Genomic DNA, 25,289 nt, shown 5'->3' on the forward strand with positions numbered 1-25,289 from the left:
TGGTCAGCGACAACGGCACAGAACTGACTTCGAATGCGATCTCAAAATGGCAGGAGGATCGCAAGGTTGACTGGCACTACATCGCACCGGGCAAGCCCATGCAGAACGGGTTTGTTGAAAGCTTCAATGGCAGGATGCGCGACGAATGCCTGAATGAGCACCTGTTCGACAACCTCCGCCATGCCCGCCAGTTGATCGCGGCATGGCGCACCGACTTCAACCATAACCGCCCACACACAAGCCTCGCTGGCCTGACGCCAGCAGAATATGCTAACCGGTCAGAAGAAGACCAAAACCTGAACAGAGCTAACCCAAATTAGCGGATACAACGGGGAGCAGGTCACCTCAAACGCAAGAAGCGCCCCGGAGGTCGCTAATGCATTGGTATTATTTGGTAATATTGGTTGCGGGAGTAGGATTTGAACCTACGACCTTCAGGTTATGAGCCTGATGCGCTGTTTTGGCCGAAAGAAATTTTTCAGCCCGAACCAGGGACGTTGATAATAACGTAGATCAGATAACTTCCATCACCACTATAGCCCTGATAAATATCAACTTTCTCACTTGACAATACCCCCGCGCGGAGCGCACCCTGCCGTCTCGGCAATTTCAGTCCTCGCCAAAAGGATCGGGCGCAATATTGCCGCCACAGACAAGCACCGCCACCCGCTCGCCCGGTGCGGGGCGATAGACGCCCGACATCAACGCCGCCAGGGCGGTGGCGCCTGCCGGTTCGACCAATTGGCGCGTCTCGCGCCAAAGCGCCCCCTGCGCGGCGGTGATCGCCGCATCGCTGACCAGAAGGCTTTCAATCCCCTGCGCCCGCGCCAGATCAAAGCAAATCTGCCCGATCCGGCGCGCGCCAAGCGCATTGGCCGCCACGCCCGACACATCCACATCCACCGGCGCGCCTGCGTTCAGCGCGGCGTGCAGCGCGCAGGATGTCTCCGGCTCGACCGCCACCACCCTGCGCGCACCTTCAAGCCAGGCCAGAGCCCCGGCAATCAGCCCGCCACCGCCCACCGCAATCAAGACCGTATCGGCCACAAGCCCCTGCTCTTCCCATTCGGCCATTACCGTGCCCTGCCCGATCACCGTGGCCTCGGCGTCATAAGGATGCACCTGCATGGCGCCGGTTTCGGCCTGATAGAGCGCGGCGCAGTCTGCGGCCTCGCCGTAAGCGCCGGTCACCACCACAAGGTCGGCGCCCTGCGCCCGGATAAGCCCGATCTTGGCCGGGCCCGCGATATCGGGCACGTAAATCCGCGCGCCATGGCCAAGGCGCGCCGCCGCATAGGCCACAGCCGCCCCGTGATTGCCCCCCGAGGCCGCAACAAGCCCGGCCTCGGGCACCTGCGCGCTCAACAAGGTGTTGAACGCCCCGCGCGCCTTGAAGCTGCCAGAATGCTGCATCTGCTCAAGCTTCATCTCGATGGGATAGGCCAGACCAAACCCGCTCACCTCGACCGCAGGCGTGCGCCGCACATGGGGTTTGATCCGCGCCGCCGCCTGTAAAATATCGCCCCGTCGTGTCATCCGTCACACCTCTGTCACTTCCCTTGCTCGGGCAAACCCTATACGCCTGAAAGGAAAGACCCAAGCAAGGACAGCCCATCATGAAAGACGATCGCCTGAGCCAGTTCCGCGATGCCCATTCCGACCGCTCCACCGCCGAGCAGGTGCCCGATACCGCCCAAACCCGCGCCCCGGCCTATCGTCTTGCCTTTGCCGACCCCGATTTCATGTGCCGCGACGAATTGCGCCCGGTGCGGCTTCAGCTTGAATTGCTCAAGCCCGAGATGATCCTGAACGAACGCGGCATCGAAAGCACCGTGGTGCTGTTTGGCGGCGCACGCATCCCAGAGCCCGCCAACCGGGCCAGTGCGCGCACCAAAACCCTTGCGGATCTGTCGCATTATTACGATGAGGCGCGTAAATTCGCCCGGCTGATCACCGAGAAATCCATGGCCAGCTATGGCCGCGAATATGTGGTGGCCACCGGCGGCGGGCCCGGCGTGATGGAAGCGGGCAATCGCGGCGCGGCGGATGCGGGGGGCTCGTCCATCGGGCTAAATATCGTGCTGCCGCATGAACAGGCCCCCAATGAATATGTCACGCCGGGGCTGTGCTTCAACTTTCACTATTTTGCCATCCGCAAGATGCACTTCCTGATGCGCGCCAAGGCGATCTGTGTCTTTCCCGGCGGCTTTGGTACGCTTGACGAGATGTTCGAGGCGCTAACCCTCATTCAGACCGACCGGATGAACAAGGTGCCGTTCCTGCTGTTTGGCGAGAAGTTCTGGCGCTCGATCATCAACTGGGAAGCTCTTTCAGAGGCCGGCACGATCAGCGCCGAGGATCTTGAGCTGTTCCGCTTTGTCGAAACTGCCGAACAGGCGATCGAGGCGATCGACACCTGGCCCGCCACCTGAACAGCAGGAAAGGCGATACGATGACTGCCGAGGCCATCGACCGCATGCTTATGGCCCTGGTCGCCGCGACGCTTCTGGCCAGCGTTGTGATCGCCCTGCTCGACCCGACGTATTTCCACAGGGGCTTTGCCGCCGAGGATCACCTTGTTGAAAACGCCACGGCGGTGTTCTTGCTGATTGCGGGCTGTGTTCTTGTCCGTAACGCGCTTGGCTTGCATCGGCGCGGGCAATGGCGGGCAATGGCGCTGACCTTGGTCTATGCGGCGCTGTTCTTCTTTGCATCGGGCGAAGAAATTTCCTGGGGCCAACGGATTTTCGGCTGGCAGAGCGGCGAGTTTTTCGCCCGGAATAATTATCAGGGGGAGACCAACCTGCATAATCTGATGATCGGCGACCTGCGGCTGGCGCAGGCGGTGTTCGGCGGGCCTCTGACCGTTGCGATCCTGCTGTATCTGGTGGTTTTGCCGCTTTTATATCCGCGCGTGCGTGCCATCCGTACCCTGGCCGACAGGCTTGCCGCGCCACTGCCGGGCGTGCGCCATGCGGGGTTTGCGGTGCTTGGCAGCGTGATCATCGGCCTGCTCGATGTGCCCCGCAAATGGGAGGTCTACGAGCTTGTCTTTGCCATCTTGGCCACCTCGGTCTTTCTGGGGCCGCAGAACCGCGACGCGCCCCGCTAGACATGCCGGACCACGCCGTTCACCATGCGACTGACCCCTCGCACCCCTTGACCAGGCAGCGCCCGCATGAGCCAGAAGGGAATGCCCCATGGTCCGCCTGACCGCCCCCTCGCGCCTGAGCGTTGTCGATAGTTTCCTCTTTGGCCTCGCCAATGCCACGCTGCTGTTCACGGTGATCTATTACATCACCGGATTGCACGAGCCGTTCCGCCTTGGCTTTGCGGTTGAGGACGGGCCGGTGGAATGGGGCACGGCGATTTGCCTGTTCCTGTCGTCGCTGGTGTTGTTTCGCAATGCCGCTGTTCTCTGGGGCAGACGCGGCGTGACGGCGGCGCTTTTGACCGGGTTCTACGGGGTGCTGTTCCTCTTCGCCTCGGGCGAGGAAATCTCCTGGGGCTTCCGGCTGTTCAACTGGCAGGCGGGCGATTTTTTTCTGCTCCACAACGCCCAGCAGGAAACCAACCTGCACAATCTGGTGATTGGCGATGTCAAACTCGTGAAAACCGTCTTCGGCAGCGGCCTGACGGTGGTGATCTTGCTCTATCTGCTGGTGTTGCCGCTTGCCTATACGCGGCTTGGGCCGGTGCGCCGGGGCGCGGATGCGCTTGCCATTCCGGTGCCCGGCACCCGCCACATGCGCATGACCGTGGCCGCGACGCTTGTGATCCTGAGCGTGCAGATGATGACCAAATGGGAGCCTTACGAGTTCATCTTCAGCCTGATGACCCTGTCGATCTTTCTCAACCCGCGCAACGCCGGTCAGGTCACCTGAGCCCGCCCCGCAGCAGGCATTAAAGAGGGCGCCAGAGTAACCCCATTTTCCATTGGAGTATCTGACAGTGCGAAAGATGTGTGCGATAGGCGCACCTCTTCAGCACGCAGTCATTTCCACAACGCCGATGGCCACCAATTGGGAGTGAGAGCACGCCTACATGTGTTGCGACAAGCACTAATTGGCCAATGGTAGCTGCCTGACCCCTTATTTATATGGCGCTGAAAATTGGACCGGCGGACGACTTGGCCATTATGCAAGCAGATAATGGCCACTACAAAAAACCAAAAATTCCCCCTACCCCACACTGAATTAGTCCAAAAATCTTCGAACAAAAAAAGCCGCCCATTGTTGGGCGGCTTTTGGAAACATCCAATTTCAAGGGCTACATCTTAAAAATTCGGCTGCAAGTATATGCCCGGTTTATATGCGAGCCTGCCAGGCGTTAGAGCATGGCCACGCGGATTTTTGAGGGTAAATTTCATTTTCAAATTCACCGGAAAATGTCGCGGTGAGAGTAGTGAGACAAATGCCCATTAAATTCGTGATCGGGCGGATGAACGTTTTAATAGGACGCCAAACCTCAGGAACCAGCTTCGTCGAGGCTTTGCTAATGATAGAGCATGTGTATTTTGGGTTTCCTAAAAATATGACCCTACTAGGTACGGCTGTTCTCTCATACGAAGCGTTCCAACCAGCATGGGCTGCTCAATACGATCCACAACGTTTCCCGCAGGTACGTCAGCGTTTGCAGTGATCAACGATCCCTCACATCCCCTTTCTGAAGAGGACATTGGCCTTTTTGAATTTTACGAAAGACTTTTTTGCTTTTCAGAGCATTGTTTGTGCTGAAGCACAGATAAGTCTGTCAAATCTATTTAATATCAAAGAGATGAAATTGAATCTCGGCAACCACTTTTGTACATATTCAACGATTAGATCCAGTACATTTGAGGCGATCCTGGATGAGGTAAACAGCAGCTTTACCTTAGAGCTAGACTGGGTTTCTTCGAACGAAGAGAGGTTTAATCTTGGTTGGTCTGGGCATTGCAGGGCGGTAAGGCCGCGTAAAACATCCAGTGAATTGACTGGGCTGATCGTTTGACGTTCGGGACCACTGGCCCAAAACGCACAAGATCGGAAACAGAAATGAAGGTTATTCTGCGCGCTGACAGCGACGAATTCAGGTTGTGATTATTTGGTTTGCGAGTTGAGAAAGCTCGTCAGATACGAAATCAGGTTTAGGCACGCCTGGCGCGTTCAGGACGTTGTTGTGCGGGCGGGATATGAACGCACCCTGACACCCAACAGATTGCGCCCCGATCGTATCCCACAGATGGCAGGCAACCATGCACATCTCACTTGTGTTGACCTTCAGCTGTTCCGCAACCATTTTGTAGGGCGCTGGATCGGGTTTGAATCTACCAACATCGTCGATGCTGAAGTGATGGTCAAAAAATGTATCGATGCCAGCCTTTTCAAGCGGCGTCGGCGACGGTGATCGTGCCGAGTTGGTCAAGGTGACGAGCATAAATCCCGCGGCGCGCAGCGCGGTAAGCGCCGGGATGACATCGGGGTATGCAGGCATGGATCCGATTAATGTCTTCAATTCTGCAATATCGTGCTCCTCGACAGTTATGCCCCTGTTCGCGCCAACCATCCGCAGGACGCCGCCCGCCAACTCGCCAAAGGGGGTGTAGAGCCCGGACAATGTCATCGCCTGCGAATAGAGAATAAGCTCGGGAAACCACTCTCTGAGTATCTGCCGGTCGCCAAAGAGCCGCTCAAAAAGCGGTTCCAGCGTCGTGATATCCAGAAGCGTTTCGTTGACGTCAAAGACGATTGTCGAGATGGTCCGTTGATCTGGCATGGCGCGATCCTTGGATGAGGTTTTTGGCGTCGGTATTGGCACTACTGATCCGCAGGAACCCAGTCAGGAAGCGGCGTGCCACCGGTGTAGTGGTTTTCGGCGGGCGTCTCGCGAAAGAGAACGTAGAGGTCGACAGGATCCACCGCAAGTTCGCTGTTCAGAATGGCCGCGATGGCATCAACCAGCGCCTTCTTTCGCTCCGGCTCGCGCCCGGGGCGAAGGTCAACCGTTACCAGTGGCAGACCGTCGCCGATGATGCCAAAGGCTTCGCGGACCGCCACGTAGTCGTATTTGATTTCCTTGGGGGCGAGTGTGTCGATAACGGCCTGTTTCACCCCGTCTCGGATGCGGCCTTTGACGGCAGTGGCGGTTCCTTCCGGCACTTCGATACGGATCACGGGCATAAGAGCTCCTTCGCTGTTGTCACGCAGAGGCGCGTGGAGAACGCCGTGAAATTATGTGCAGAATGGCAAAGATGGCAAGCCTCCCTAAAAGCGCATATGCGATCTGAATTCCGCGCGTCCAGAGGGTGAGTCCCCCCTGGCAAGTGACAAATTGGACGCGGTGACGGTCTTGAGATCATTCGGCCAATAATACCCGGCCCCGTGCTCGCCACGTCCGGCCGTGCTGAGCCGGGTATTGCCATCCCAGATAGCCAGAAAGGTGCCGAAATTCTGGCGTGTGAGAAGCAGCTGCGGTCAAACAATCCACCAATGGTTGGTATTTCTCTCCTGCCGGGCAAATAGGATTTCTGGCGCCGGGTGCACAATCACATTCCCGCGAGCCGGTCACTCGAAGCCAGAGAGGGGGTCTCGGATGCGCCGACATGGCCGTCACCATTGCGGTCTCGAGAAGGGCCGCAGTAAAGGCAAGCGAGTGGATCTTCGTAATTCCCTGCCGGAACCAATACTATTCTGCCGCGAGGCGTGATGATGCTAAAGATGAAATGGCGGCGTCGATGACTGATTGAAGCGCGTCTCGACTTGGCGAGGTTTTGGCAAAGACGTTCAGACCCTGGGCAATGCATAGAAGACATTTTGCTTGGCTCTCAGGATTTTCCCAAGCGTCGCGCATCAACGCGTCTCGAAATGCAGTTTCCAGGCGTGCTAGGTGATCTGACATCAGCCGCGCGACGTCCTCGTCTACCTCCTTGAGCTCGACAAAGGCGTTCGTGCCCAAACATCCCCAGCGTCGATTTCCGTTGATGATCCCGTCGACAACAAAATCGAAATAGGCGCGAATACCGTCCAGACCGCAGGGATTGGATTCCAGAAGTTCGAGGCCCGGACGGTTCATACTGTCCAAATATCTCCGGATCACGGCCAGAAAAAGCCCGTGCTTGTTGCCGAAAGCCGCATAGACGCTTCCGGGCTTAAGCCCCATCGCATCGCAAATTTCCTGAATGGGCGCCCCAGAATAGCCACAACGCCAGAAAACCTCGACCGCCTTGTCAAGCACCTCGTTTTCATCGAATTCTCTATGTCGGCCCATTTTAGTACCAGAGTTCCGCATGTTGTCTGTCGCGTGTATGTGCGTTGTATTACAATAAGTTTGCTTCGTACAGGGCGCGGCGCGCTCATCGTGCTAGCCAGCCGGCCCCCGTCGAAATGGGTACGGGTCCGCAACAAAGCACGGGCCCGATATAGAGGTCAGCCTATCCGTCAGCGCGTCCCGGCCCAGCTTTTGCGATGGTCGCATATTCGCGGGTCGCGAGTACCGAAGAGTAGGTCGATACCGAATAGGGGACACAGAAGGTCATCAAGATCTTCAGCGCAGCTGTCGTGTCGATATCACCTTGCAGAATGCGGTCTCCATGATTGATGACTGCCAGAACAATTCCGACCAAGATGGCAACCCGCGCCGCGCGTTGCACCACGCGCCTGTCGCAGGCAATTTCCCAAAAGCCGGGAACGCAAACCGCAGAGCCCCCAGGATCGCTCATGCATCCAGCGGCGCGGATACCGCCGACTTGCCCGCACCTCCGACAAGACCGGCCAGGTCATTGAGCGATTTCAGACGGTGATCAGGCTCCATGCCAAGATTCTCCATCTGCATACGCAGGAGCTTGAACATCGTGGACGGGCCAACCACCTCAGCTGCGCTGATTTCCGCCGCCAAAGCTTCCGGGGTCACGCGTTCGATCCAGGCGACCTGAAAGCCAAAGTTCTTGGCCGCGCAGGCATCAAATGCGTTGGATGACACGAAAACAGTGTTTTCCGGTTTAACCTTCAGGGTGGATTCCACGAGCGCATAGGCACCGTTATGCGGCTTGAAAATCCCGGCCTTGTCTATGCTGATGACCGATTGCAGTTTCGTATCCAGCCCGGTGTTTGCGACCAAAGTATCGAGGATTTCCTGATTCCCGTTGGACAGGATGGCGAGCGGAACCCCGGCCAGAGCATCCAGTGCCGTCACACAATCGGGATGGGGGTCGAGATGCAGATACTTGTCCATGATGCGGTCGCGCGTGGCCTTGTCGCTGGTTACGCCAATGGCGTCCAGAGTGTAGATCAGCGATTCTTCGGTGATCTCCCAAAAGCTGCGATAGCTGCCCATCATCGAACGTAGCCAGGTGTATTCCAGCTGTTTCAGCCGCCAGACCTGGGTGATCAGGTCGCCGTGTTCGGGGAATTCCTCGGTAGTGATCTGCGAGACGGATTGAACATCATAGAGTGTTCCGTAGGCGTCAAAGACAAAAGCGTCGATTGTCATGTTTTTTTCTCCTGATAGTTGGAAGTTATTGTTTCAGAGTGCCAGAAAGGCAAAGCTGACAAGAAAGACCGATGCGGCCGAAACCGCGCCAAACGCGCGCGTAAATGGCCAGTTTAATTCTGCTGAGAGACCCCTTGTCAGGGCATGCAGGAACAAGGCCATAAAGCTGAGGGCGATAGTCGCAGCGATTGTGGTTTGACCGGGGGTGCCATTGATCCAGTAGGTGGCGACGGGCGCCCCAACCCAGAGCGCAAGCGACGCCGCAGATACAAGAGCCATCAGGCGCAACAGCGGCACCCGCCCGCCAAAGGCGCGTGTCATCGCCCATAGGACACCGGTAAAGCCGACCCAAAGCAACAGGGTTTGCGCCATACCACCCAGTGCGACGTAAAAGAACGCCTCGATCTTTGCAATTCCCAGTGCTTGAACTTGTTCGCCATGCGCAAGGAGTGTGGCGAGGCTCCAGAGGAGCCCCGCCGTTGGCATGCCCAAGACGGCCTGCCAACGGTTTTCGGAAGAGATAATGGCGTTCACCACGGCACCAACCCCCACAGCAGGATGGGCGCCCACATCGCGGCCAGGATCAACAGCCACGTGCTGCTGTCATAGCGCCTGCGCGTCACTTGCGCCCAGCCATGCATTCCTTCGACCAGTTCCTGCGCACGGCCACGCTCTTGTGCGGCTATTTCGCCCTTCATCCTTTCGGCCACAAGCGACACCAGGATCGTCAGGATGAACCCGGCAGGAACCGAAATCAGCGAGGTTGCGAACCCCAGCTTGGCGACCAAACCCGCCCCAACCGAGAAATCGGGGAAAACATAGGGCGACAGCAGGATATAGATTGCCCCAGATACCAGGCTACCCGTGAAAGCCCCCCATACATTTATCCGGGTGGACCACACGCCCAGAACCACCATCGGCGTGATTGCGGTGGCGCACATTCCAAAGGCCCAGAAGATCGAAGTGATCAGAAACGCGGGTGGATCAAGCGAAACCAAAAGCGACACGACCCCAGTACCTGCAAGGGCAAAGTATCCATAGCGCAACTGTTTTTTCTCGCTCAGGTGTGGACGCAGAACACCAACGATGTCGTGGCCCACCACTGTCGCCACGCCAATCATCAAGCCAGCAATAGTCGAAACCCCTGCGGCCAGCACGCCTGCGATGACAAAAGCCGACACCCAATCGGGATTGTAGGCCAGATTCAACAGCAATGTGGTCTTGTCCGCAGCTTCGGGTGTTAGTTCTTGCCCGATGAGTGCAAAGTGGTAAACCCCGGCGAAGCCCAACGCATAAGTGCCCAGAAACATCAGACCTACCCAAAGGCAGAACCACGGCACCACCTGACGAGCCGACTTGATGCTCTCCGAGGTCAGCACACGTTGTGCCAACTGCGGCAATCCAAGCGTTCCGATTGTGAGCGCGACGAACAACGCCAGATAAAACCGGGCCTCGAACTTCAGGTCAAAGAAGGTCGGGATCCGCTCTAAGAGCGTGTCAGTCAGGCTGCCGTATCCCAGGGGCGGGAACCAGAATCCGGGTACTCCCATCGCCTTCAGGATCGCGGCGAGCGGGACGAGCAAGGCGATCATCATGATGACCATCTGAATCGCATCGTTGTAGGTCGCGCCCTTCATGCCCCCAATCGTGATGTAACCGGTGATCACCAGCGCCGACAGGATCAGCGAGGGCGTATAGGGCAGGCCCAGCAAGACCTCGAACACCTTGGCGATGCCGATGAATTGGCCGACCATATACATCAGCATGATCAACAACATCCAACCGGCGGCAAGAAAGGCAGTGTTGCGCCCGTATCGCGTCTGGACAAAGTGCACCGACGTAAACACTTCCATCCGGTACAGCGATGCACCGTAAAGCATCACAAGCAGTGGAACGCTGAGGATGAGTTGCACCCACATGTAAACGAACGGCAGGTGTAACTGTTGGATGAGGGCAACCACACCAAGAAATGTCGCGACGCTCATCCACGTGGATGACGCCGCGAGCGAATTGACGACGGGGCCAATGGAACGGCCCGCCAGATAGAGGTCAGTCGCGTTGGCCGTCTTCTTGTTGTTGAAGAGTGCGACGGCGTAATACAGGCTGAATACGGCAAATGTGATCCCCAGACCAAGCCATATGTTTTGAATTTGCCAATCTGCCGGGGTCATTTCGCGCCCTCCGCCAGAGCAAGAGCGTCCGGTCCGACGCCTTGTCGACCGGATCCCTCGCGGTCCGCTTCGGCACTGCCGAACAGGTTGGCGTTTTCGGCCTCAATCTCATCTTCCAGTTGATTTGCATAGCGGCACCAGACCATCGACCAGAGCAATACCCCGAGCGAGCCAAGCGTAATGGCGATGAAGTAATGGATTGGCAGCCCGAGTATTCGGATGCTGTTGTCGGTTCCCAACATTACGGCCCAAAGGCCAGTATGTCCCAGCAGGACATAAACGATGCCGAACCCGACGGTGGATCGTATTTCTTTTTGGTAAGCGCTCAAAAAAAGTTCCTCCCTTTTTTCCGTGGCAAGAACCGCCGCACCTCCTCAGTTGCGCGAATTCTTCTCAGTACGGCGTGTAGAAGATGCCGTAGGTGCAAATCGTAGATTTTCTTGAATTTTAATTCAAGAATTAAAATTACAGTACTTACAGGTATTTACACACGATCAGAGAAATGAGTTGATTTCTGCCGTGGCGGTTGCCGTGACGGCGTCACCGTGGTTTACAAGCGAATGCCTCGCCTCTTTGAGGAGCTTGAAATGGCCCATGGTGACGGTCGGTTTCCTCGCTTAGCCCATCCTTGCCGACCTGACGCGCGACGGGTCCTTGCTATTCCGGTTGGTTTTAGTCCCGTTGTGTCAAGCAAACAACGCTCCGGGCAGTTCACTGATACGGTAGCAATCCACCCCGACTTCAGCCTTGGATATGACCGGTCGGCTGCCAGCTCTTTTTAACCGGCCGACCACCTCCCCGACTTGCAGATCGTGCTGTTCGGCAAGGCGGGCCGGAGTGGTGAAGGTGGCCTTGAATGCAGAAATATTCTCGAGATTGAAACGGCAGATCCGGTGGCTTGTATCACGACACATGATCTCCGTGACAGTCAATTCAGCAACCGCGTGATGGTGATCGACCAGCCGCCAACCAACATCCCTCGGGATCTTTAGGGCTTCGAATGCTTCCATCGAAGATAGGCCCCGAGTCACAACGCCAGCATGCCGTTTCACCTCTGCGGGATCCACACGAAGTGCGCCGATCCCTTCCTGACCAGCAACCGGCACCACCAGCACCGGTCTTGCATGAAAAGGAGAACATGCTGCTCATCACCACCAATCTGGACACAAATCAGGCCCATTATGACGCGGCTGCAGCAACAGAGGCACATCTGCGCCGCCAGGCGCAGGCCTCTGTGATCTGCTCGATGCACTCGATGAGGCTGACCACGCCGCGCATCTCGCGCGCAACGAGGCATGCCGTCTGGTCCGCCTGCGCATCCTCGTCGTACAAGGCTGCATTGATGTTGGCATTGTGCAGCGCAACCGGGTCGAGGTCAGCCTCGGTAAGCAACCGGACGGACTGGGCGAATTTCTTCTTCTTGACCCACCAGGCGACGGTTTGCATTTCACCGATGAACCGCCCTGACTCGAGACGCACTTCCGGCTTGACCGTGCAGGCAATGCGATCGCCAGATGTCTTGGTGACAACCATATCGAAATAGTGGTTGAACTCGTTACGATGGCCGAATTCGAACCGGACCTGTTCCTGAACATCGGCCACATCACATCGGTTGAATTGCGTCTTGAGGTGATCAAGCTCAAGCTTGGACTCGGCTTGCATGCGGGTGCCCGCTCCTGCCCCGAGGACGGCAAAGGCGATGCAGTGCCCCTTTGACGCGTTCTGGACATTTCGATCTGCACGGGATGGCGCAGGCAATACTCTACCCTCCGAAAAAATCGGCATTTTCATTTCCTTTCACATAGGAAGACCACCCGCCGGACTCTGGTCCGACGCTGCCCGAGGGCCGCGGTCGTGATTTTGGGATGTTTTAAAATGAGCCGCCGACTATCAGAGGGCGTTCACTTCAGATGTAAGGATCCTCCGATCCTGATAAGGTGGGGTTTCATATCTGTATCGTCGTATCTGTCCTCCGTTCTATCCAACCGCCCCGCTCTGTGCTCCCGTTTCCGGGTGCCCGGCATGGGCAAGAAACAGATTGGCTTATTTTCATTCTCCCGAACCAATTTGATCGATCGGCCTCACTAAACTTGCCTATCGACCGCTCGTTTCGATGCTTAAGGTACGTGGTGGCCCCCTTTGAACAAGCGCTAATTTCGGTCAGAATAAATTTTCTGAAATCGTTTCAGTTAAAATGAGAACAAACCCAGTGAAATTTGGGGCGAGCATAATGTACTGATATTATTACGTTTTAATAAGATTGAAACCGATCCGAAATTCTCTCGTGTCCAAGAGAAATTTTGGCGGCCTCGAAAACACCTCATCAAAGGGCGAAATGCGCACGAGGGTGTGCGCTAAAAATGCCACAGGTTTTGCAATTTTGAGAAACCCGTTTGGAGATTGAGCCTCTGGCGCCTTGGCTGGGTGATTCGTAGGCGCCGCAAAGTCAGGGCGCACTGACTCGCCACGACCTTGTATGCCAAGCCCTACGTGAAGCGCGGACGTTAGGTGTTATCGGCGCCGAAGCAATTTGCAAGGCGGGACTGCTAAACATTGCCCGTAGCCGCGATGACCGTTTTGCGCCTACAGCGCCTTGGGTCGGCCCCTGCGTCAACGCGTATGGTCCGCCGCCCGCGCAGCGACTACTGTAGCTGGCATTCTGACCGCTGCCTGCTGCGCAGCGACCTTTGAGCAATTGGCGGAGTCACCACAGCAGGTGACCTCGGACTGCCACAGGTCCAGTTTGGCAGTTTGATTCATTTCCGAGCCTATTCATTCTCTTTTCATGGATATGTTCATGCAGCGCCGAGCGTCTTACGGCTGCCAAGCGCATGGCCCGCCAATCTGCATGCATGCCAACGCGCAACATATTTGCGATTGGAGAAACTGCTCAGACCCCTTGCCAGTTCGTGCGGTATCGGCTCAACTGAAATAAAAGGGATCGGAGTGACAGCGTTGAGCAAATCAATAGCAGTCGAAACACGCGCGGCACGAAAAGACTATGGCACAGGAACACACACAGTACGTGCCCTTGACAAGGTTTCGGTTAGCATCGATCAGGGCGAGTTCTTTACATTGCTCGGGCCTTCGGGATGCGGCAAGACAACGCTTCTGCGCCTCATTGCGGGGTTTGAAACCCCAACGGCGGGTCAGATATTGCTCGACGGGCAGGATATAACCGCCGACCCACCAAATCTGCGCCCGATCAACACGGTCTTTCAGAGTTACGCCTTGTTTCCGCATCTTAGCGTGGCGGAAAATATCGGCTTCGGTTTGCAGATGATGGGCCGCCCCAAGGCCGTGGTTAACCAGGCCATCGAAAAAATGCTTGCGCTTGTGCAGTTGGAAAGTCTTGCCTCGCGAAAGCCGCAGCAGTTGTCGGGCGGGCAGCAACAGCGTGTTGCGCTGGCGCGGGCATTGGCGCCCCAACCCAGGGTGCTGCTTTTGGACGAACCCCTGTCAGCGCTTGACCTTAAGCTACGTAAGGAAATGCAACGCGAGCTAAAACGTCTGCAGGCCGAGACCGGGATTACCTTTATTTTTGTCACCCACGATCAGGAAGAGGCGCTGACCATGTCCGACCGGGTGGCTGTGATGCAGTCCGGGAAAATCTTGCAGGTCGGGGCGCCGCGCCAGATCTACAATCACCCGGTTGATCGGTTTGTGGCTGATTTCATCGGAGAGACGAATTTCCTGAGTGGCCGCGTTGCCGCGGGCAGGGCCACGCTTTCGTCGGGAGAAGTTCTGCCGGCAGATGTAGCGGGACATGCAGGTGAGGTGACCTTCGCCGTGCGGCCCGAACAGGTGAGTGTCTGTGCCGCGGACGCGTCCGATTGTCTGGCCGCTATCATTGTGGATACGGTTTATTTCGGCACGGACACCCATTGTCATATGCGCCTTGGGGACGGTACGGAAATCGTGGCCCGGCTGCAAAACGCACCCTCGGGCGAGATCGGGCTTGCGCGGGGTGACGCGGTTGGTCTCAGGTTCGAGCCGGGCGCATTGCAGGTGTTGGCCCAATGACCAGCGCCGCCGAACAAGCCGCAGACCGCAAGGTCAGGCGCGCCGGTTGGTTGCTGTCGGCGCCTGCGCTGTTTCTGCTGATCATTGCCGCGTCGGGCCCGCTGATCATCATCCTGGTCTATTCCTTTCTGACACCGGGAAAATATGGCAATGTGGATTGGGTTTTTTCGACCGATGCCTGGGTCGGCATTCTATATTCACGCGATATTTTCGATGGCACCTACAAGCTGGCGGATGCCCATCTTTCGATCTTCTGGCGCTCGGTCAAACTGTCGCTCTACACCACGCTTTTCGCCTTTGTGTTCGGGTTTCCCACCGCCTGGTTTATCGCCACGCGCAGCGCGCGCATGCGCACGGCCTTGTTGTTCCTGATCACCATACCGTTCTGGACCAATCTTCTAGTGCGGACTTTTGCGATCAACCAGATCATCCGCAACGAGGGGGTATTGAATACGTTCCTCATGTGGCTGGGCGTGATCGACGCCCCGATCCAGATCATCTACACGGATTTTGCGGTATTCATGGGCATGACCTATGTCTATCTTCCGCTCATGGTCCTGCCGCTGTTTGCCGCCTTCGACCGCTTTGACATGCGCTTGCTCGAGGCGGGCTACGATCTCTATGCCAACCGCTGGCAGGTGCTGCGCCATATCGTGTTCCCGGTGGTCAAACCGGGGGTGATCGCGGGGTCGATCCTGGTGTTCATTCCCTCTCTGGGGGCGTTCGTGACGCCACGCATCCTTGGCGGCGGGCGCAACATGATGATCGGCAATTTCATTGATTTGCAGTTCGGCGCAGGCCGCAACTGGCCGTTGGGGGCGGCGCTTTCGGTAACCTTGCTGGTCATCGTTGCCGTTGCACTGGTGGTTTATGTCCGGTTTGCCAACAGGGACAATGGCCATGGCTAAACACAGATTTTCCGCCGCCCGCCTGCCGGGCTTTTCCACCTTTGCGGTGCTGGTCTTCGTGATGCTGTACCTGCCCATCGGCCTGTTGGTCCTGTTTTCGTTCAATGCCGGGCCGTCGCCCGCAATCTGGGAAGGGTTCTCTCTTCAGTGGTATCCGCGGGCCTGGGCGAATGAACAGGTCAAGGATGCGACCCTCAGATCACTCACGATCGCGACTTTTGCTGCGCTTATCTCTACATCCGTGGCTGTTCTGGCCGCCTTGGGCACAACCCGGCGCAAGCGAACCGGCGGGCAGACTTTTGTTTACCTCATGATAAACCAGCCCCTGATGGTGCCTGAAATCGTGACCGCCGTGGCGCTCTTGATTCTGTTTGGCTTCATCAAGGTAGCCACCGGATATCAGGGGCTGGGATATCTTATCATAGCGCATTCGGCCTTCTGCATCCCGTTTGCCTATCTGCCGATCCGGGCACGGCTTGAGGGGATGGACCTTGCTCTGGAAACTGCGGCTGCCGATCTTTACGCCACGCCTTGGCAGGCTTTCCGCTATGTGACGCTGCCGCTGCTGATGCCGGCGGTTGTTGCGGGCCTCATGCTGGCGTTTATCACCTCGCTTGATGATGTGGTGATCTCTTTGTTTGTAAAATCCGCCGGGCAGGATACGCTTCCGACCTACATGCTAGGCCAGATTCGACGGAACATGACGGTCGAGGTCAATGCGATTTCTACGCTGTTGATCGGTCTGACTGTTGTCATGCTGACGGCCTTTTTCATGCTGACACGACGGGGCGACTGAGACGCCCAAAGACACGACAAACCATAAAAAAAACAACCGGGAGACGACCATGAAGAAATTACTTTCCGCAGCCGCGGTGTTGCTTGCAAGCACGGCCTTTGCAAGCGCCGAGGGAGAATTGCAGCTGTTCAACTGGGGGGATTACACCAACCCTGAACTCCTCGAAAAATTCGAAGCCGAGACCGGGATCAAGGTCACGGTCACCGATTACGACAGCAATGACACCGCGCTCTCAAAGGTTGAGGCGGGCGGCGGTGGCTATGACCTTGTGGTGCCATCGGCCAACTATATTCAGATCTACGTGGAAAAGGGTCTGATCCAGAAACTGGACCTCGCCAAACTGCCCAACCACGCCAACATTGCCCCGGAATGGCGCGATGTGCCTTGGGATCAGGGCCGCAATTACACCGTGCCGTGGCAGTGGGGCTCGGTTGGCATGGCTGTCAATTCTGACACGTATTCCGGTGACATCAATACCTCGGCGATTTTCCTTGATCCGCCCGAAGAGCTCGTAGGCAAGATCAACGTCGCGCCCGAGATGAATGACGTTTTGTCGCTGGCACTGATGTATGTGGGGGGCGAGGCCTGCACCCAGGACACGGCCGTTTTGAAAAAGGCCCGCGATGTGCTTATGGCGGCCAAGCCGAAATGGCAGTCGATGGATTACGGCGCGACGCCGAAACTTGCCTCCAACGACATGCTGGCCTCGGTCTATTGGAACGGCGCGGTGTTCCGGGCACGTCTGCAAAACGACAAGGTCAAGTTCGGCTATCCCAAAGAGGGCTTTCCGCTCTGGATGGATTCTGTTGCGCTCTTGTCGGACGCCCAGAATGTCGATGAGGCCTATCAGTTCATGAACTTCATCATGGAACCCGAGAACGCCGGCCTGATATCGGCCTTTGCGCGTTATGCCAACGGCATCTCGGGGTCTGACCCGTTCATGCCCGCAGATATGAAAGACGCGCCCGAGATCGTGATCCCTGACGATCTCAAGGCCTCTGGCCATTTCCTTCCGACCTGCTCGCCCAAGGCTTTAGAATATTACACAGCGATCTGGACCGAATTGCGTAAATAGGCGCAATCACATGATTGCAACGCGCCGGTGGCCAAATCAGCCATCGGCGCGTTCTTATTTTTGGAACCTCAGTGTTCTCAATCCCAATCGTGCAACAGCCACCGATATTCTGCGCTCGCGAACAGGTGCTTTTCCACAAAATGAGCCCATTTGGACAAATTTCTGAAAGCCGTCGGAAGAACCGCTCGAAGACCCAGCGGTGATGGCTTTTCTCGATACCATTGTAGAGAGTATTGATACGGCATCGGATTTCCCAGCGGAAATGATGGAAGCAATGAAGGCTCTGACCGCAGGCATCGAGGTTGACCTTGATGCTCCAATTGAGGGCGATGTGGTTATCTAAAAGTGACAGTGAAAATCAACGGATGGAGGGTGATGACACACCCGGCGATCAACGAACAAATTTTGAAGTTGATCGAGGCTACCTTAAAAGCAAAAGCGCGCGGAACAATTGATACTGACCCAAATGCCAAGCTGCTCTCCGGTCTTTCTCAGTTAATGTTCACTGATGTTCCTGGTAACCCTGCTGCGAAGAAATATCGGCAAGGCAAAACTCTCGGCAGCGGGCGCAAGCACTGGTTCAGGGCGAAATTCGGAAGAAATAGATTTCGTCTCTTCTACCGCTATTCAAGCACTCACAAAACAATCATTTATGCCTGGGTAAATGACAGCAATACATTGAGCACCTATAGCTCTAAGAAAGACGCCTATGCCGTCTTCAAAGGAATGCTTGATGATGGCAATCCGTCAGATGACTGGGATGATCTCATGAATACTTGTGCCCTTTCAGGCGTAGACAGCACATCTGAAATTACCAGAAGAATCGAGCAAGCTTTGACAGACCAAGAATAACTCGCGCATACGGCTGTTCTCTCATACGAAGCATTCCAACCAGCATGGGCTGCTCAATACGATCCACAACGTTTCCCGCAGGTACGTCACCGTTTGGAGTGATCAACGATCCCTCACATCCCCTTTCTGAAGAGAACATTGGCCTTTTTTAATTTTACGAAAGACTTTTTTGCTTTTCAGAGCATTTTTTGTGCTGAAGCTTCGCGTTTTTATGAAAAACTTTCTATATCAAGGTGATGACAGAAATTCCCAGCAATCACTTTTGTGCATTCTCAAAACCTAAACTCAGAAATTAGAGGCCCCTGAGTTAAAGGCAGCTTTGCGATGAAGCGTCTTGGCCTTTGAGGTGGCCTGCCAGACCGAGACGATGTGAAAATTGGCGTGATCACCTACAAAATCGCGGCCCACGCTGCCGATTTAGCCAAAGGGTTGCCCGGCGCACAACGGCTCGATGATGCTTTGTCCCGTGCCCGGCTCGAGTTTCGTTGGGAGGATCAGTTTAACCTCTCTCTGGACCCGGAAACCGCGCGTGACGTTCACGACCAAACCCTGTCGAAAGAGGCACATAAGGTGGCGCATTTCTGTTCGATGTGCGGACCGAAATTCTGCTCATTGCGGATCAGCCATGACATTCTGGCCGAAGCGCAAAAAGACGGAATGGAGGCAATGGCTGCAAAGTTTCGCAACGGCAGCGACCTCTACATGCCGGTTGATGAGTCTGAGGAATGATCACGATCGCGGGGACTGGTCTTGCCCGGCTGATCTCCGCGATTGAACTGGCACGGCGCGGGGCAGACGTGCGGGTTTTTGAGGCAAGCGACAAGCCGGACTCGCAAAGCGTTGCGCGCTTTATAGGCCGTATGTTGGCGTCTTGGTGCGAAGGTGGGACGGCTGAGCAAGCTGAGCAGCAGGTTGTCACACTTGGTACAAAGGCTGCCGATTGGTGGGCACAGATTACGCCTGTCACGCGGTGCGGCACATCTAAAGCTGCAGAATTCGAAACAAACACCTCTGTAAGTTTGGATTGGTGTCATATTGCTTCTCTTCTTGCAGGATTACAATAACTCAAACTAAAGTGGCTTTATATCAATTTACTACGTATTTTCTGTGCGTCTGCAAAGGCCATACATTCAATAGGTGAGAGATGTCTTCAGATCACAGTGCGCGATGGATCCAAGGGATCAGTTTGATTTTTTTTCTTGGATTATCCTTTTCCTCATTTTTACTGGTGCACAAAGTTGCACAAAGTAGATCGCAAGAAGCCTTTCAGATTTTGGTGGATCAAAGCCTCATCTCTCTTGATCGACGTTTCGAAGACTACAGTCGGATCCTTGATGGTCTTAATGGTTTAGTAATGGCATCTGACGGAGTAACCGCGTTAGAGATGTCAAACTATGCTAAAGCTCTGAACGTGAATGATAGTATGTTCATGCTTGATGCAATCGGTCTTGCCGCCGTAGCCCCTGAAGGAAATGGCTTGCGAGGTAACTTGTTCGCACTCACTGATAGCCTTAGTCAGTTCAGAAGTTTGCCATCCACGCTTCAGGCCGATCATTTTATCGTGCAATATATTGAGCCACTCGCCAGCAACAAAATGTTTCTGGGACTGGATTTTGCAAGCAATTCCGATCTCCTTGCTATCGCAAAAAAAGCTCGTGATACGGGTCAAACTCTTATAGCTGGACACTTCCCAGCTCTCGTTCCTCAAATCGGCGAATCTCGGTTATTTATGCTTAAACCGATCTACAAACCGCTGCAAAGTGCATATCCTATGAAGCCGCAGAAAGAAGGTTTTCTTGGCTTTGCATTCGCGGTGTTGAATGTCGAGGATTTCTTCACAGGCCTAACAACAGCGCAGGGCAAAATGATAGAAATACAAGCCGAATTTACTGCAAAGACGTCTATTGATGATATCAAAACTGTACCCGCGATGGCCATTGACGCACCTGACTATAGCCAGCGCCAGTCGATTGAGAAATTCGGACAAACCTTTTCTATGTCATTGAGAAGTACACCGCAGTTCGACTCTATCCAGCCATTCCGAGCAAGGTGGATCGTTCTGACGTTGGGGCTTTTGATTACGGCACTGGTCAGCACAATCTTGCGTGTGTTGATCAGGAAAAACCAGACAATCGCCGTCACCATAGCGCAAAAAACCCGAGACCTTGAAACGCAAGACAAAGAGAAGCGCTCCATTCTTGAGAATGCAATGCTTGCGATCCTCTCGGTAAATAAATCAGGCGAAATCCTCCACGCAAACGAGGCCGCGCTGAAACTTCTGTTGCCGCTCACGAACCAGATGTGTCTGAGTAAAAAATCCCTCAGTGATTTGCTGCCTGACATGGATCTGCAAGACGTTGGTGGGTGGTCAAAACTACATGTGACTTCGGCGATCGATAAAGGTGAGCCATTGATTATCGAAGTCGAAAAGAAGACGTGGTTCACTGCAGAAGGTGAAACACGGACTACGTTGCTAATGCGCGACATCACCGTCACCGAACGGCATGCAAAGGAGATTGCCGAGGCCGAGCAACGGTGGAACCTCGCTCTGATGAGCGTTCAAATTGGCGTTTTTGATATTGATTTAGAGCGCGAAACCTCAGTCGTCTCCGATACATGGCTCGCGAACATGCGGACTGAAGCACTTCCAAGCTGCAAAAACCCCTATCAAGAACAGATGGTTCGCATGCATCCGGATGACCTTGTCCGTTTCATAAAAGCAGAAGCGGCCTGCATCGAAGGCCGCACGGACCGCGCTGAAGTTCGTTTTCGCGTAAACGTCGCCAATGATGAATGGCGCTGGATCAAGTCCGATGCCGTCGTGGTAGAGCGTGCCCCAGACGGAACCGCCCTCAGGATGCTCGGGATACAGACGGATGTGACAGAAACCTTCAAACTGGAGCGGATGAAACGTGATTTCGTCGCCACAGTCAGTCACGAACTTCGTACGCCTTTAACTTCAATCATAGGCGCGCTCGGACTTTTGCAGGCTCACTCACAGGCTGAAAAGCCCAAGAGTTCTGACCGATTGATCGAGATTGCTTTGTCAAATTCTGACCGCCTTGCCAGCCTTGTCAACGATATTCTGGACATGGAGAAAATGAATTCGGGCAATATGAACCTTGAAGTGAATTCGTTCAGCCTTAACGAGATTTTGAGTGACGCATCCCAACAGTGTGAAACTTATGCCTCGCAGTGGAACGTCGGGGTTGAAGTGTCGAAGCCTGAAGTTGAGCAGATGATCTCAACAGACAAGAAGCGTGTTATTCAGGTTTTGACAAACCTGCTGTCGAACGCATGTAAGTTTGCGTATTCCGAGACAACAGTTCGGCTTACTGCCGAAGTTCTGCAAACCCATATGAAAATTTCAGTGAGCAATTTTGGTCCGGGTATACCCGAAGAGTTTCGTAGCAAAATATTCCAACCCTTCTCACAGGCGGATAACTCCGACGCGCGTCAGCGAGGTGGCACCGGATTAGGGCTGAGCATCTCGCGCACCTTGATTGAATTGATGGGTGGCACCATCGGATTTGAGAGCGAGCCCGACCAAGAAACCGTTTTCTGGTTCACCTGCCCTTTGACTAACGTTTCAGAAGTCTTAGCTGTGGCGTAGCTCAACTTCGCGCGCCAATTCGATGAGCTCCCTATGAGAGATGCCTGTGATGTCCAGCCGCAAGGCAAATTGGCGAAAGTATGCTATTCACTTTTTGTGCCCGAAGTTGGACCCGAAGGCAGCAGTCGCACGAGCTATGCTTGAATATGGGTGATGCGCATCATCAGGCGGCGCGGTTTTCGGTGTCGTCGGTCACTTCGACACCGTCGTTGAATTTGATTCCTTCGATGACTTTTGGCAACTGGTTTCTGCCCTTGAGCCGCAGCCATTTCTTTGATGCGGCCTGAATGAGGGTGAAAACCATCAGCTTTGCGGTCTTTTGTGACAGCGCGCCTTTGGTGCGCACCGTTCGGTGCCGAACAGTAGCGAAGACGCTTTCAATCGGGTTCGACGTGCGCAAATGGCCCCAATGTTCTGCCGGGAAGTCGAAGAATGCGAGCATCGCCTCCTTGTCTTTGGCGATTGTATATTTGACAAACCACACACCATGAGGTCTACACTTGATGGATGGATATCGTCGCGATTCTACAAGAGAACTGGGCCGTGATTGAGGGCGCGCCACTCGCGGCGTTCCTGCTGGTGCTTCTTGGTGCCGTGGCTGGCTACTGGTTGAGCGGGCGTATCTACGCCGGTTCGGATGGCGCGCTAAGAGATCGGCTGGCGCACAAAGACGAGCGCATTTCCGAACTGGAAAAGAGGTTGGCTGACGGCGTTTCCGCACCTCAGGTAGTTCCTGATGAGCCGGACGCGATCATCCAGGGCGAGCGTGTCGTGGGTAAGATGATTGCACCAAGGCTGGAGTTAGGCGAGGGGCGTGTGTATGCGAACGCGATCCGTGGGGACGAGAACTTCAACCCTGACGCAGTGTTCCGTTTTCGCGGGCGTCAGCTCAGCGTCGAGAAAGCGGACGCGAGGATGGAGTCAAAGGGCGCGTTTGGGCGCGGCACGGCCTTATCAAACGTCGTCTGTAAGGTTGTCGAGACCTAGTCGTCTAACGGCTTCCTGTCATCCGGCTTCTGCTTTGCCAGCCTTTTCAGATTCTCGTTGAACTTCGCCTCGTCGTCGTCGGTTTCGAGTTCGCGCGCGGCTTCTTTGAAGCGTTCGAGTTGACTCTTTTTAGCGTCAGGCATGTAATGCTCCAATGGATGAGATACCGATTCAAGAATGGGCCTGCTACGCCGATGAAAGTAGCATAACGAAAGACAAATATTCGGTTGTGGGTTGCACTGTCGTACGCTCATCAAGGCTACAGTATATATTGAACGAGATAGCACGCCTACGCGAAAAGCACAAAATGTACGCAGAGATGAAGTGGAGTAAGGTCTCAAATCAAAAATATGACGCGTACTTAGACTTTGTGAACTTCTTCTTCTCGATGCGATATCAAGGCTACCTCGCTTTCCACGCCACGACATTTGACAACCACAAATGGGATCACCGGACATACAACGAGAGCGACCCAGATATCGGGCTATCCAAGTTATACTATCAGATGTTGTTGCACCAATTTATCCGTGACTACGGCGATGTGGCGAGTTTGTATATTTGCCTAGATCGCCGAAGAAGTTCGACGTCATTGGACGATTTGCATAAGATATTGAACGCCGGAGCGGCAAAGGATTATCGCTTAGATTTTGGTCCCGTAAGAGTTTTGAGGTCAAAGGACTCGAAGAAAAGCGACATGCTGCAAATCAACGATATTGTGTTGGGGGCAGTCGCCGCCCACAAGAACGGAAAACACTTACAGAACGGCACTCGCGCGGCAAAGCGTGACTTAGCAAACAGGGTAATTGAGGGGGCCGGACTTACAAATTATCGCGACACAACCGGTCGCAACAACAGCTTCACGATTTGGAACTTTAAGCCGCGATAAGAGAAGCCCCATACCCCTAGAGTTGACACCCATGTCTACGACATTCTCCTGACCTCATCAGGATGTTCGGCGCATGATGACTTCGACTCAAGGGTAACATTGCGCGCTCGACCTTTCAAGAGTCATCTATATCTTGTGGCTTCTTATTAGTTAGGCCCTTGATATGTAAGACGCCTGCCAACGACGCTGCGCAAGGCAATCTGGCAACGCTCCGCATCATCAACGCCATTAGCGGTGCGGTGGTTATAGCGAAAGTCAAACTCGGCGGCATAACGGTGCAGATGCTGCTTGCCGCAGTGCTGGTACACGCCCTTCATGCCGCGCTTGAAAATGCTGTAGAAGCCTTCGACGGTGTTGGTGTGAACCTGTGGCTTTTCGCGCTTCACATACTCGCCTTTGCTATGCGTGGTGAAGTCGTGATCGGCGAAGTCTTCAGACAGTTTTGTGTATTGCTTGGCTTCGTCAGTATAGATCACCGCCTCTTTGGCAATGTTCTCGCGCAGGATTGGCACTAACGTATCCTTCTTGATATCGTCTACCACGATAGACTTGGCTTGCTTGGTGTCGCGGTCCACCAGTGTCAGCATGGCGTTCTTGTGCGCATAGCCACGTGCGCCCTTTGGCTTGTCGGCTTTCTTGCCAATGAAGGTTTCATCAACCTCAACCGTGCCGCCATTGCCGCCGAACGGGGCAAGCGCACCGTCACGCATACACTCGCGGATGCGGTGGGTCAGGAACCATGCGGATTTATAGGTGATACCCAGAACGCGGTGAAGCTGGTGGCTGCTGATACCCTTCTTGCTGGATACCATCAGGTGAATGGCTTGCAGCCAAAGGTGCAGCGGAAGGTGGCTTTCTTCGAAGATCGTGCCTTTGCGAACCGTGAATTGTTTGCGGCACTCACGGCATTTCCATAGGCCGTGACGCTCTTTGCCTTCGGGGTTCTTCTTGCTAGCCTTTGTGCGAACGCCCTCAAGGCGATAGGCACTGTCTACAACGCCACAGTGGGGGCAGAGCGGACCATCGGCCCAAAGCATCGCCTCAACATGGGCGAACGCGGCAGCTTCATCGTGCATGTAAGGGGCGGACAGAACGGACATTGCGAAAAAACCTCTAACTTGTTGGGTTATTTATCCCATATTCGGCTGGGTTTGTAAAGTATACAATCGCCTTGTCTTTTGTCAGGCAGACAACGCCCTTTGGGTATTTGACGCCATACTTTTCGGAGAAAACTGTCAGCGCCGCTTCGGCGTCTTTGCGCGTCCCGGCGTGCTGAATATCGTCCAGATCTGATTTCACCGCCGGGGCCATCTGCTTGGGAAAACAGTTCAGCACATTCTTCACCTTATGCACCCAACACCGTTGGTGCTTTGTGGCTGGAAACGCCCTGTCCAGCGCGTTCCAAAACCCCATGGCACCGTCACCAACCGCAATTTCCGGTGGAACCGACAACCCGCGGCCTTTGATGTCGCTCAGCAACTCATGCCAGCTCTGTGCGCTCTCCCGCAGGCC

The 25,289-nt window shown here is 55.0% G+C and carries 27 protein-coding genes and 3 pseudogenes; 15 read left to right on the forward strand and 15 right to left on the reverse strand.

Translation table 11 applies throughout. The features are described from left to right. The coding region (locus tag BMZ91_RS19065) for an integrase core domain-containing protein (protein WP_143076403.1) at positions 1–320 on the forward strand (320 nt) is incomplete at its 5' end. Positions 321–609: 289 nt separating this feature from the next. Here the strand turns inward: BMZ91_RS19065 and BMZ91_RS19075 are convergent. Further along, positions 610–1,536, reverse strand: coding sequence for a threonine/serine dehydratase (locus BMZ91_RS19075; protein ID WP_092842197.1), 927 nt, complete (start codon positions 1,534–1,536; stop codon positions 610–612). 80 nt (positions 1,537–1,616) lie between these two features. Here BMZ91_RS19075 and BMZ91_RS19080 point away from each other — a divergent pair, with 80 nt between their 5' ends. The 3 genes from BMZ91_RS19080 (at position 1,617) to BMZ91_RS19090 (ending at position 3,884) form a co-directional block, all read left to right on the forward strand. Then, positions 1,617–2,432, forward strand: a complete 816-nt coding sequence (locus BMZ91_RS19080; RefSeq protein WP_092842199.1) for an LOG family protein — start codon at positions 1,617–1,619, stop codon at positions 2,430–2,432. 20 nt (positions 2,433–2,452) lie between these two features. Beyond that, entirely contained in the window at positions 2,453–3,112 is a 660-nt protein-coding gene (locus BMZ91_RS19085; protein WP_092842200.1) for a hypothetical protein, read from the forward strand. Between the two features lie 88 nt (positions 3,113–3,200). Beyond that, entirely contained in the window at positions 3,201–3,884 is a 684-nt protein-coding gene (locus tag BMZ91_RS19090; protein WP_092842202.1) for a hypothetical protein, read from the forward strand. A gap of 1,183 nt (positions 3,885–5,067) precedes the next feature. Here the strand turns inward: BMZ91_RS19090 and BMZ91_RS19095 are convergent. From BMZ91_RS19095 to BMZ91_RS19145, 10 genes are all read right to left on the reverse strand, one after another. Beyond that, positions 5,068–5,754 (reverse strand): haloacid dehalogenase type II, encoded by a 687-nt coding sequence (locus BMZ91_RS19095; RefSeq protein WP_092842204.1) that lies wholly within the window; start codon positions 5,752–5,754, stop codon positions 5,068–5,070. A gap of 41 nt (positions 5,755–5,795) precedes the next feature. After that, a complete protein-coding gene (locus BMZ91_RS19100; protein ID WP_092842205.1) occupies positions 5,796–6,158 on the reverse strand; it encodes a tautomerase family protein in 363 nt (120 codons plus the stop codon). 505 nt (positions 6,159–6,663) lie between these two features. Continuing rightward, positions 6,664–7,212, reverse strand: coding sequence for a TetR/AcrR family transcriptional regulator (locus BMZ91_RS19105; protein WP_245736485.1), 549 nt, complete (start codon positions 7,210–7,212; stop codon positions 6,664–6,666). Between the two features lie 196 nt (positions 7,213–7,408). Then, a complete protein-coding gene (gene nrtS / locus BMZ91_RS22125; RefSeq protein WP_177193923.1) occupies positions 7,409–7,696 on the reverse strand; it encodes a nitrate/nitrite transporter NrtS in 288 nt (95 codons plus the stop codon). Beyond that, positions 7,693–8,466, reverse strand: a complete 774-nt coding sequence (locus BMZ91_RS19115) for a haloacid dehalogenase type II (RefSeq protein WP_092842207.1) — start codon at positions 8,464–8,466, stop codon at positions 7,693–7,695. The genes nrtS and BMZ91_RS19115 overlap by 4 nt, the downstream gene beginning before the upstream one ends. Positions 8,467–8,499: 33 nt before the next feature. Then, complete coding sequence (locus tag BMZ91_RS19120) at positions 8,500–9,003, reverse strand: YIP1 family protein (protein WP_177193924.1); 504 nt, start codon at positions 9,001–9,003, stop codon at positions 8,500–8,502. Further along, complete coding sequence (locus BMZ91_RS19125) at positions 8,997–10,637, reverse strand: sodium:solute symporter family protein (protein WP_092842209.1); 1,641 nt, start codon at positions 10,635–10,637, stop codon at positions 8,997–8,999. The genes BMZ91_RS19120 and BMZ91_RS19125 overlap by 7 nt, the downstream gene beginning before the upstream one ends. After that, the gene (locus tag BMZ91_RS19130; protein ID WP_143076405.1) at positions 10,634–10,966 is read right to left on the reverse strand and encodes a hypothetical protein; all 333 of its coding nucleotides are present in this window, start codon (positions 10,964–10,966) and stop codon (positions 10,634–10,636) included. The genes BMZ91_RS19125 and BMZ91_RS19130 overlap by 4 nt, the downstream gene beginning before the upstream one ends. A 357-nt stretch (positions 10,967–11,323) precedes the next feature. Beyond that, complete coding sequence (locus BMZ91_RS21250) at positions 11,324–11,647, reverse strand: hypothetical protein (RefSeq protein WP_143076406.1); 324 nt, start codon at positions 11,645–11,647, stop codon at positions 11,324–11,326. Between the two features lie 169 nt (positions 11,648–11,816). Beyond that, a complete protein-coding gene (locus BMZ91_RS19145) occupies positions 11,817–12,422 on the reverse strand; it encodes a hypothetical protein (RefSeq protein ID WP_177193925.1) in 606 nt (201 codons plus the stop codon). 1,170 nt (positions 12,423–13,592) lie between these two features. Between BMZ91_RS19145 and BMZ91_RS19150 the strand changes: the two genes are divergently transcribed. The 9 genes and pseudogenes from BMZ91_RS19150 to BMZ91_RS19185 all read left to right on the forward strand — a co-directional run bounded on the left by BMZ91_RS19150 (position 13,593) and on the right by BMZ91_RS19185 (position 21,904). After that, positions 13,593–14,660, forward strand: a complete 1,068-nt coding sequence (locus tag BMZ91_RS19150; RefSeq protein WP_092842214.1) for an ABC transporter ATP-binding protein — start codon at positions 13,593–13,595, stop codon at positions 14,658–14,660. Further along, complete coding sequence (locus BMZ91_RS19155) at positions 14,657–15,568, forward strand: ABC transporter permease (RefSeq protein WP_092842215.1); 912 nt, start codon at positions 14,657–14,659, stop codon at positions 15,566–15,568. The genes BMZ91_RS19150 and BMZ91_RS19155 overlap by 4 nt, the downstream gene beginning before the upstream one ends. After that, positions 15,561–16,364, forward strand: coding sequence for an ABC transporter permease (locus BMZ91_RS19160; protein ID WP_092842223.1), 804 nt, complete (start codon positions 15,561–15,563; stop codon positions 16,362–16,364). The genes BMZ91_RS19155 and BMZ91_RS19160 overlap by 8 nt, the downstream gene beginning before the upstream one ends. Positions 16,365–16,413: 49 nt before the next feature. Then, entirely contained in the window at positions 16,414–17,439 is a 1,026-nt protein-coding gene (locus BMZ91_RS19165) for an extracellular solute-binding protein (RefSeq protein WP_092842216.1), read from the forward strand. Positions 17,440–17,641: 202 nt separating this feature from the next. Next, a complete protein-coding gene (locus BMZ91_RS21545; RefSeq protein WP_177193926.1) occupies positions 17,642–17,782 on the forward strand; it encodes an AbrB/MazE/SpoVT family DNA-binding domain-containing protein in 141 nt (46 codons plus the stop codon). Positions 17,783–17,814: 32 nt separating this feature from the next. Beyond that, positions 17,815–18,291 (forward strand): type II toxin-antitoxin system YhaV family toxin, encoded by a 477-nt coding sequence (locus BMZ91_RS19170; RefSeq protein ID WP_092842224.1) that lies wholly within the window; start codon positions 17,815–17,817, stop codon positions 18,289–18,291. 348 nt (positions 18,292–18,639) lie between these two features. Beyond that, positions 18,640–19,020 (forward strand): annotated as a pseudogene (locus BMZ91_RS19175) (phosphomethylpyrimidine synthase ThiC); the annotation flags it as partial. Continuing rightward, complete coding sequence (locus BMZ91_RS19180) at positions 19,017–19,355, forward strand: hypothetical protein (protein ID WP_092842217.1); 339 nt, start codon at positions 19,017–19,019, stop codon at positions 19,353–19,355. The pseudogene BMZ91_RS19175 and the gene BMZ91_RS19180, both read left to right, overlap by 4 nt. A gap of 122 nt (positions 19,356–19,477) precedes the next feature. Continuing rightward, positions 19,478–21,904: an ATP-binding protein gene (locus BMZ91_RS19185; protein ID WP_177193927.1), complete on the forward strand. Its 2,427-nt coding sequence runs from the start codon at positions 19,478–19,480 to the stop codon at positions 21,902–21,904. Between the two features lie 163 nt (positions 21,905–22,067). Here the strand turns inward: BMZ91_RS19185 and BMZ91_RS19190 are convergent. Beyond that, positions 22,068–22,367, reverse strand: a pseudogene (locus BMZ91_RS19190) (transposase); the annotation flags it as partial. A 44-nt stretch (positions 22,368–22,411) separates the two neighbouring features. Here BMZ91_RS19190 and BMZ91_RS19195 point away from each other — a divergent pair. Then, a complete protein-coding gene (locus BMZ91_RS19195) occupies positions 22,412–22,891 on the forward strand; it encodes a hypothetical protein (RefSeq protein WP_092842219.1) in 480 nt (159 codons plus the stop codon). On the opposite strand, the gene BMZ91_RS21550 is transcribed toward BMZ91_RS19195, so the two are convergent. Then, entirely contained in the window at positions 22,888–23,034 is a 147-nt protein-coding gene (locus BMZ91_RS21550; RefSeq protein ID WP_177193928.1) for a hypothetical protein, read from the reverse strand. The genes BMZ91_RS19195 and BMZ91_RS21550 overlap by 4 nt on opposite strands. 11 nt (positions 23,035–23,045) lie before the next feature. Here BMZ91_RS21550 and BMZ91_RS19200 point away from each other — a divergent pair, with 11 nt between their 5' ends. After that, on the forward strand, positions 23,046–23,777 hold the full coding sequence (locus BMZ91_RS19200) for a DUF3800 domain-containing protein (protein WP_092842220.1): 732 nt from the start codon (positions 23,046–23,048) through the stop codon (positions 23,775–23,777). 146 nt (positions 23,778–23,923) lie between these two features. Here BMZ91_RS19200 and BMZ91_RS19205 read toward each other — a convergent pair whose 3' ends face one another. After that, positions 23,924–24,877 carry an IS1595 family transposase gene (locus BMZ91_RS19205; RefSeq protein WP_092842221.1) on the reverse strand — a complete coding sequence of 318 codons (954 nt, stop codon included), beginning with the start codon at positions 24,875–24,877 and terminating at the stop codon, positions 23,924–23,926. Positions 24,878–24,914: 37 nt separating this feature from the next. Beyond that, positions 24,915–25,289 (reverse strand): annotated as a pseudogene (locus BMZ91_RS19210) (transposase); the annotation flags it as partial.

Source organism: Roseovarius lutimaris, assembly GCF_900115165.1.
Taxonomy (GTDB): domain Bacteria; phylum Pseudomonadota; class Alphaproteobacteria; order Rhodobacterales; family Rhodobacteraceae; genus Roseovarius; species Roseovarius lutimaris.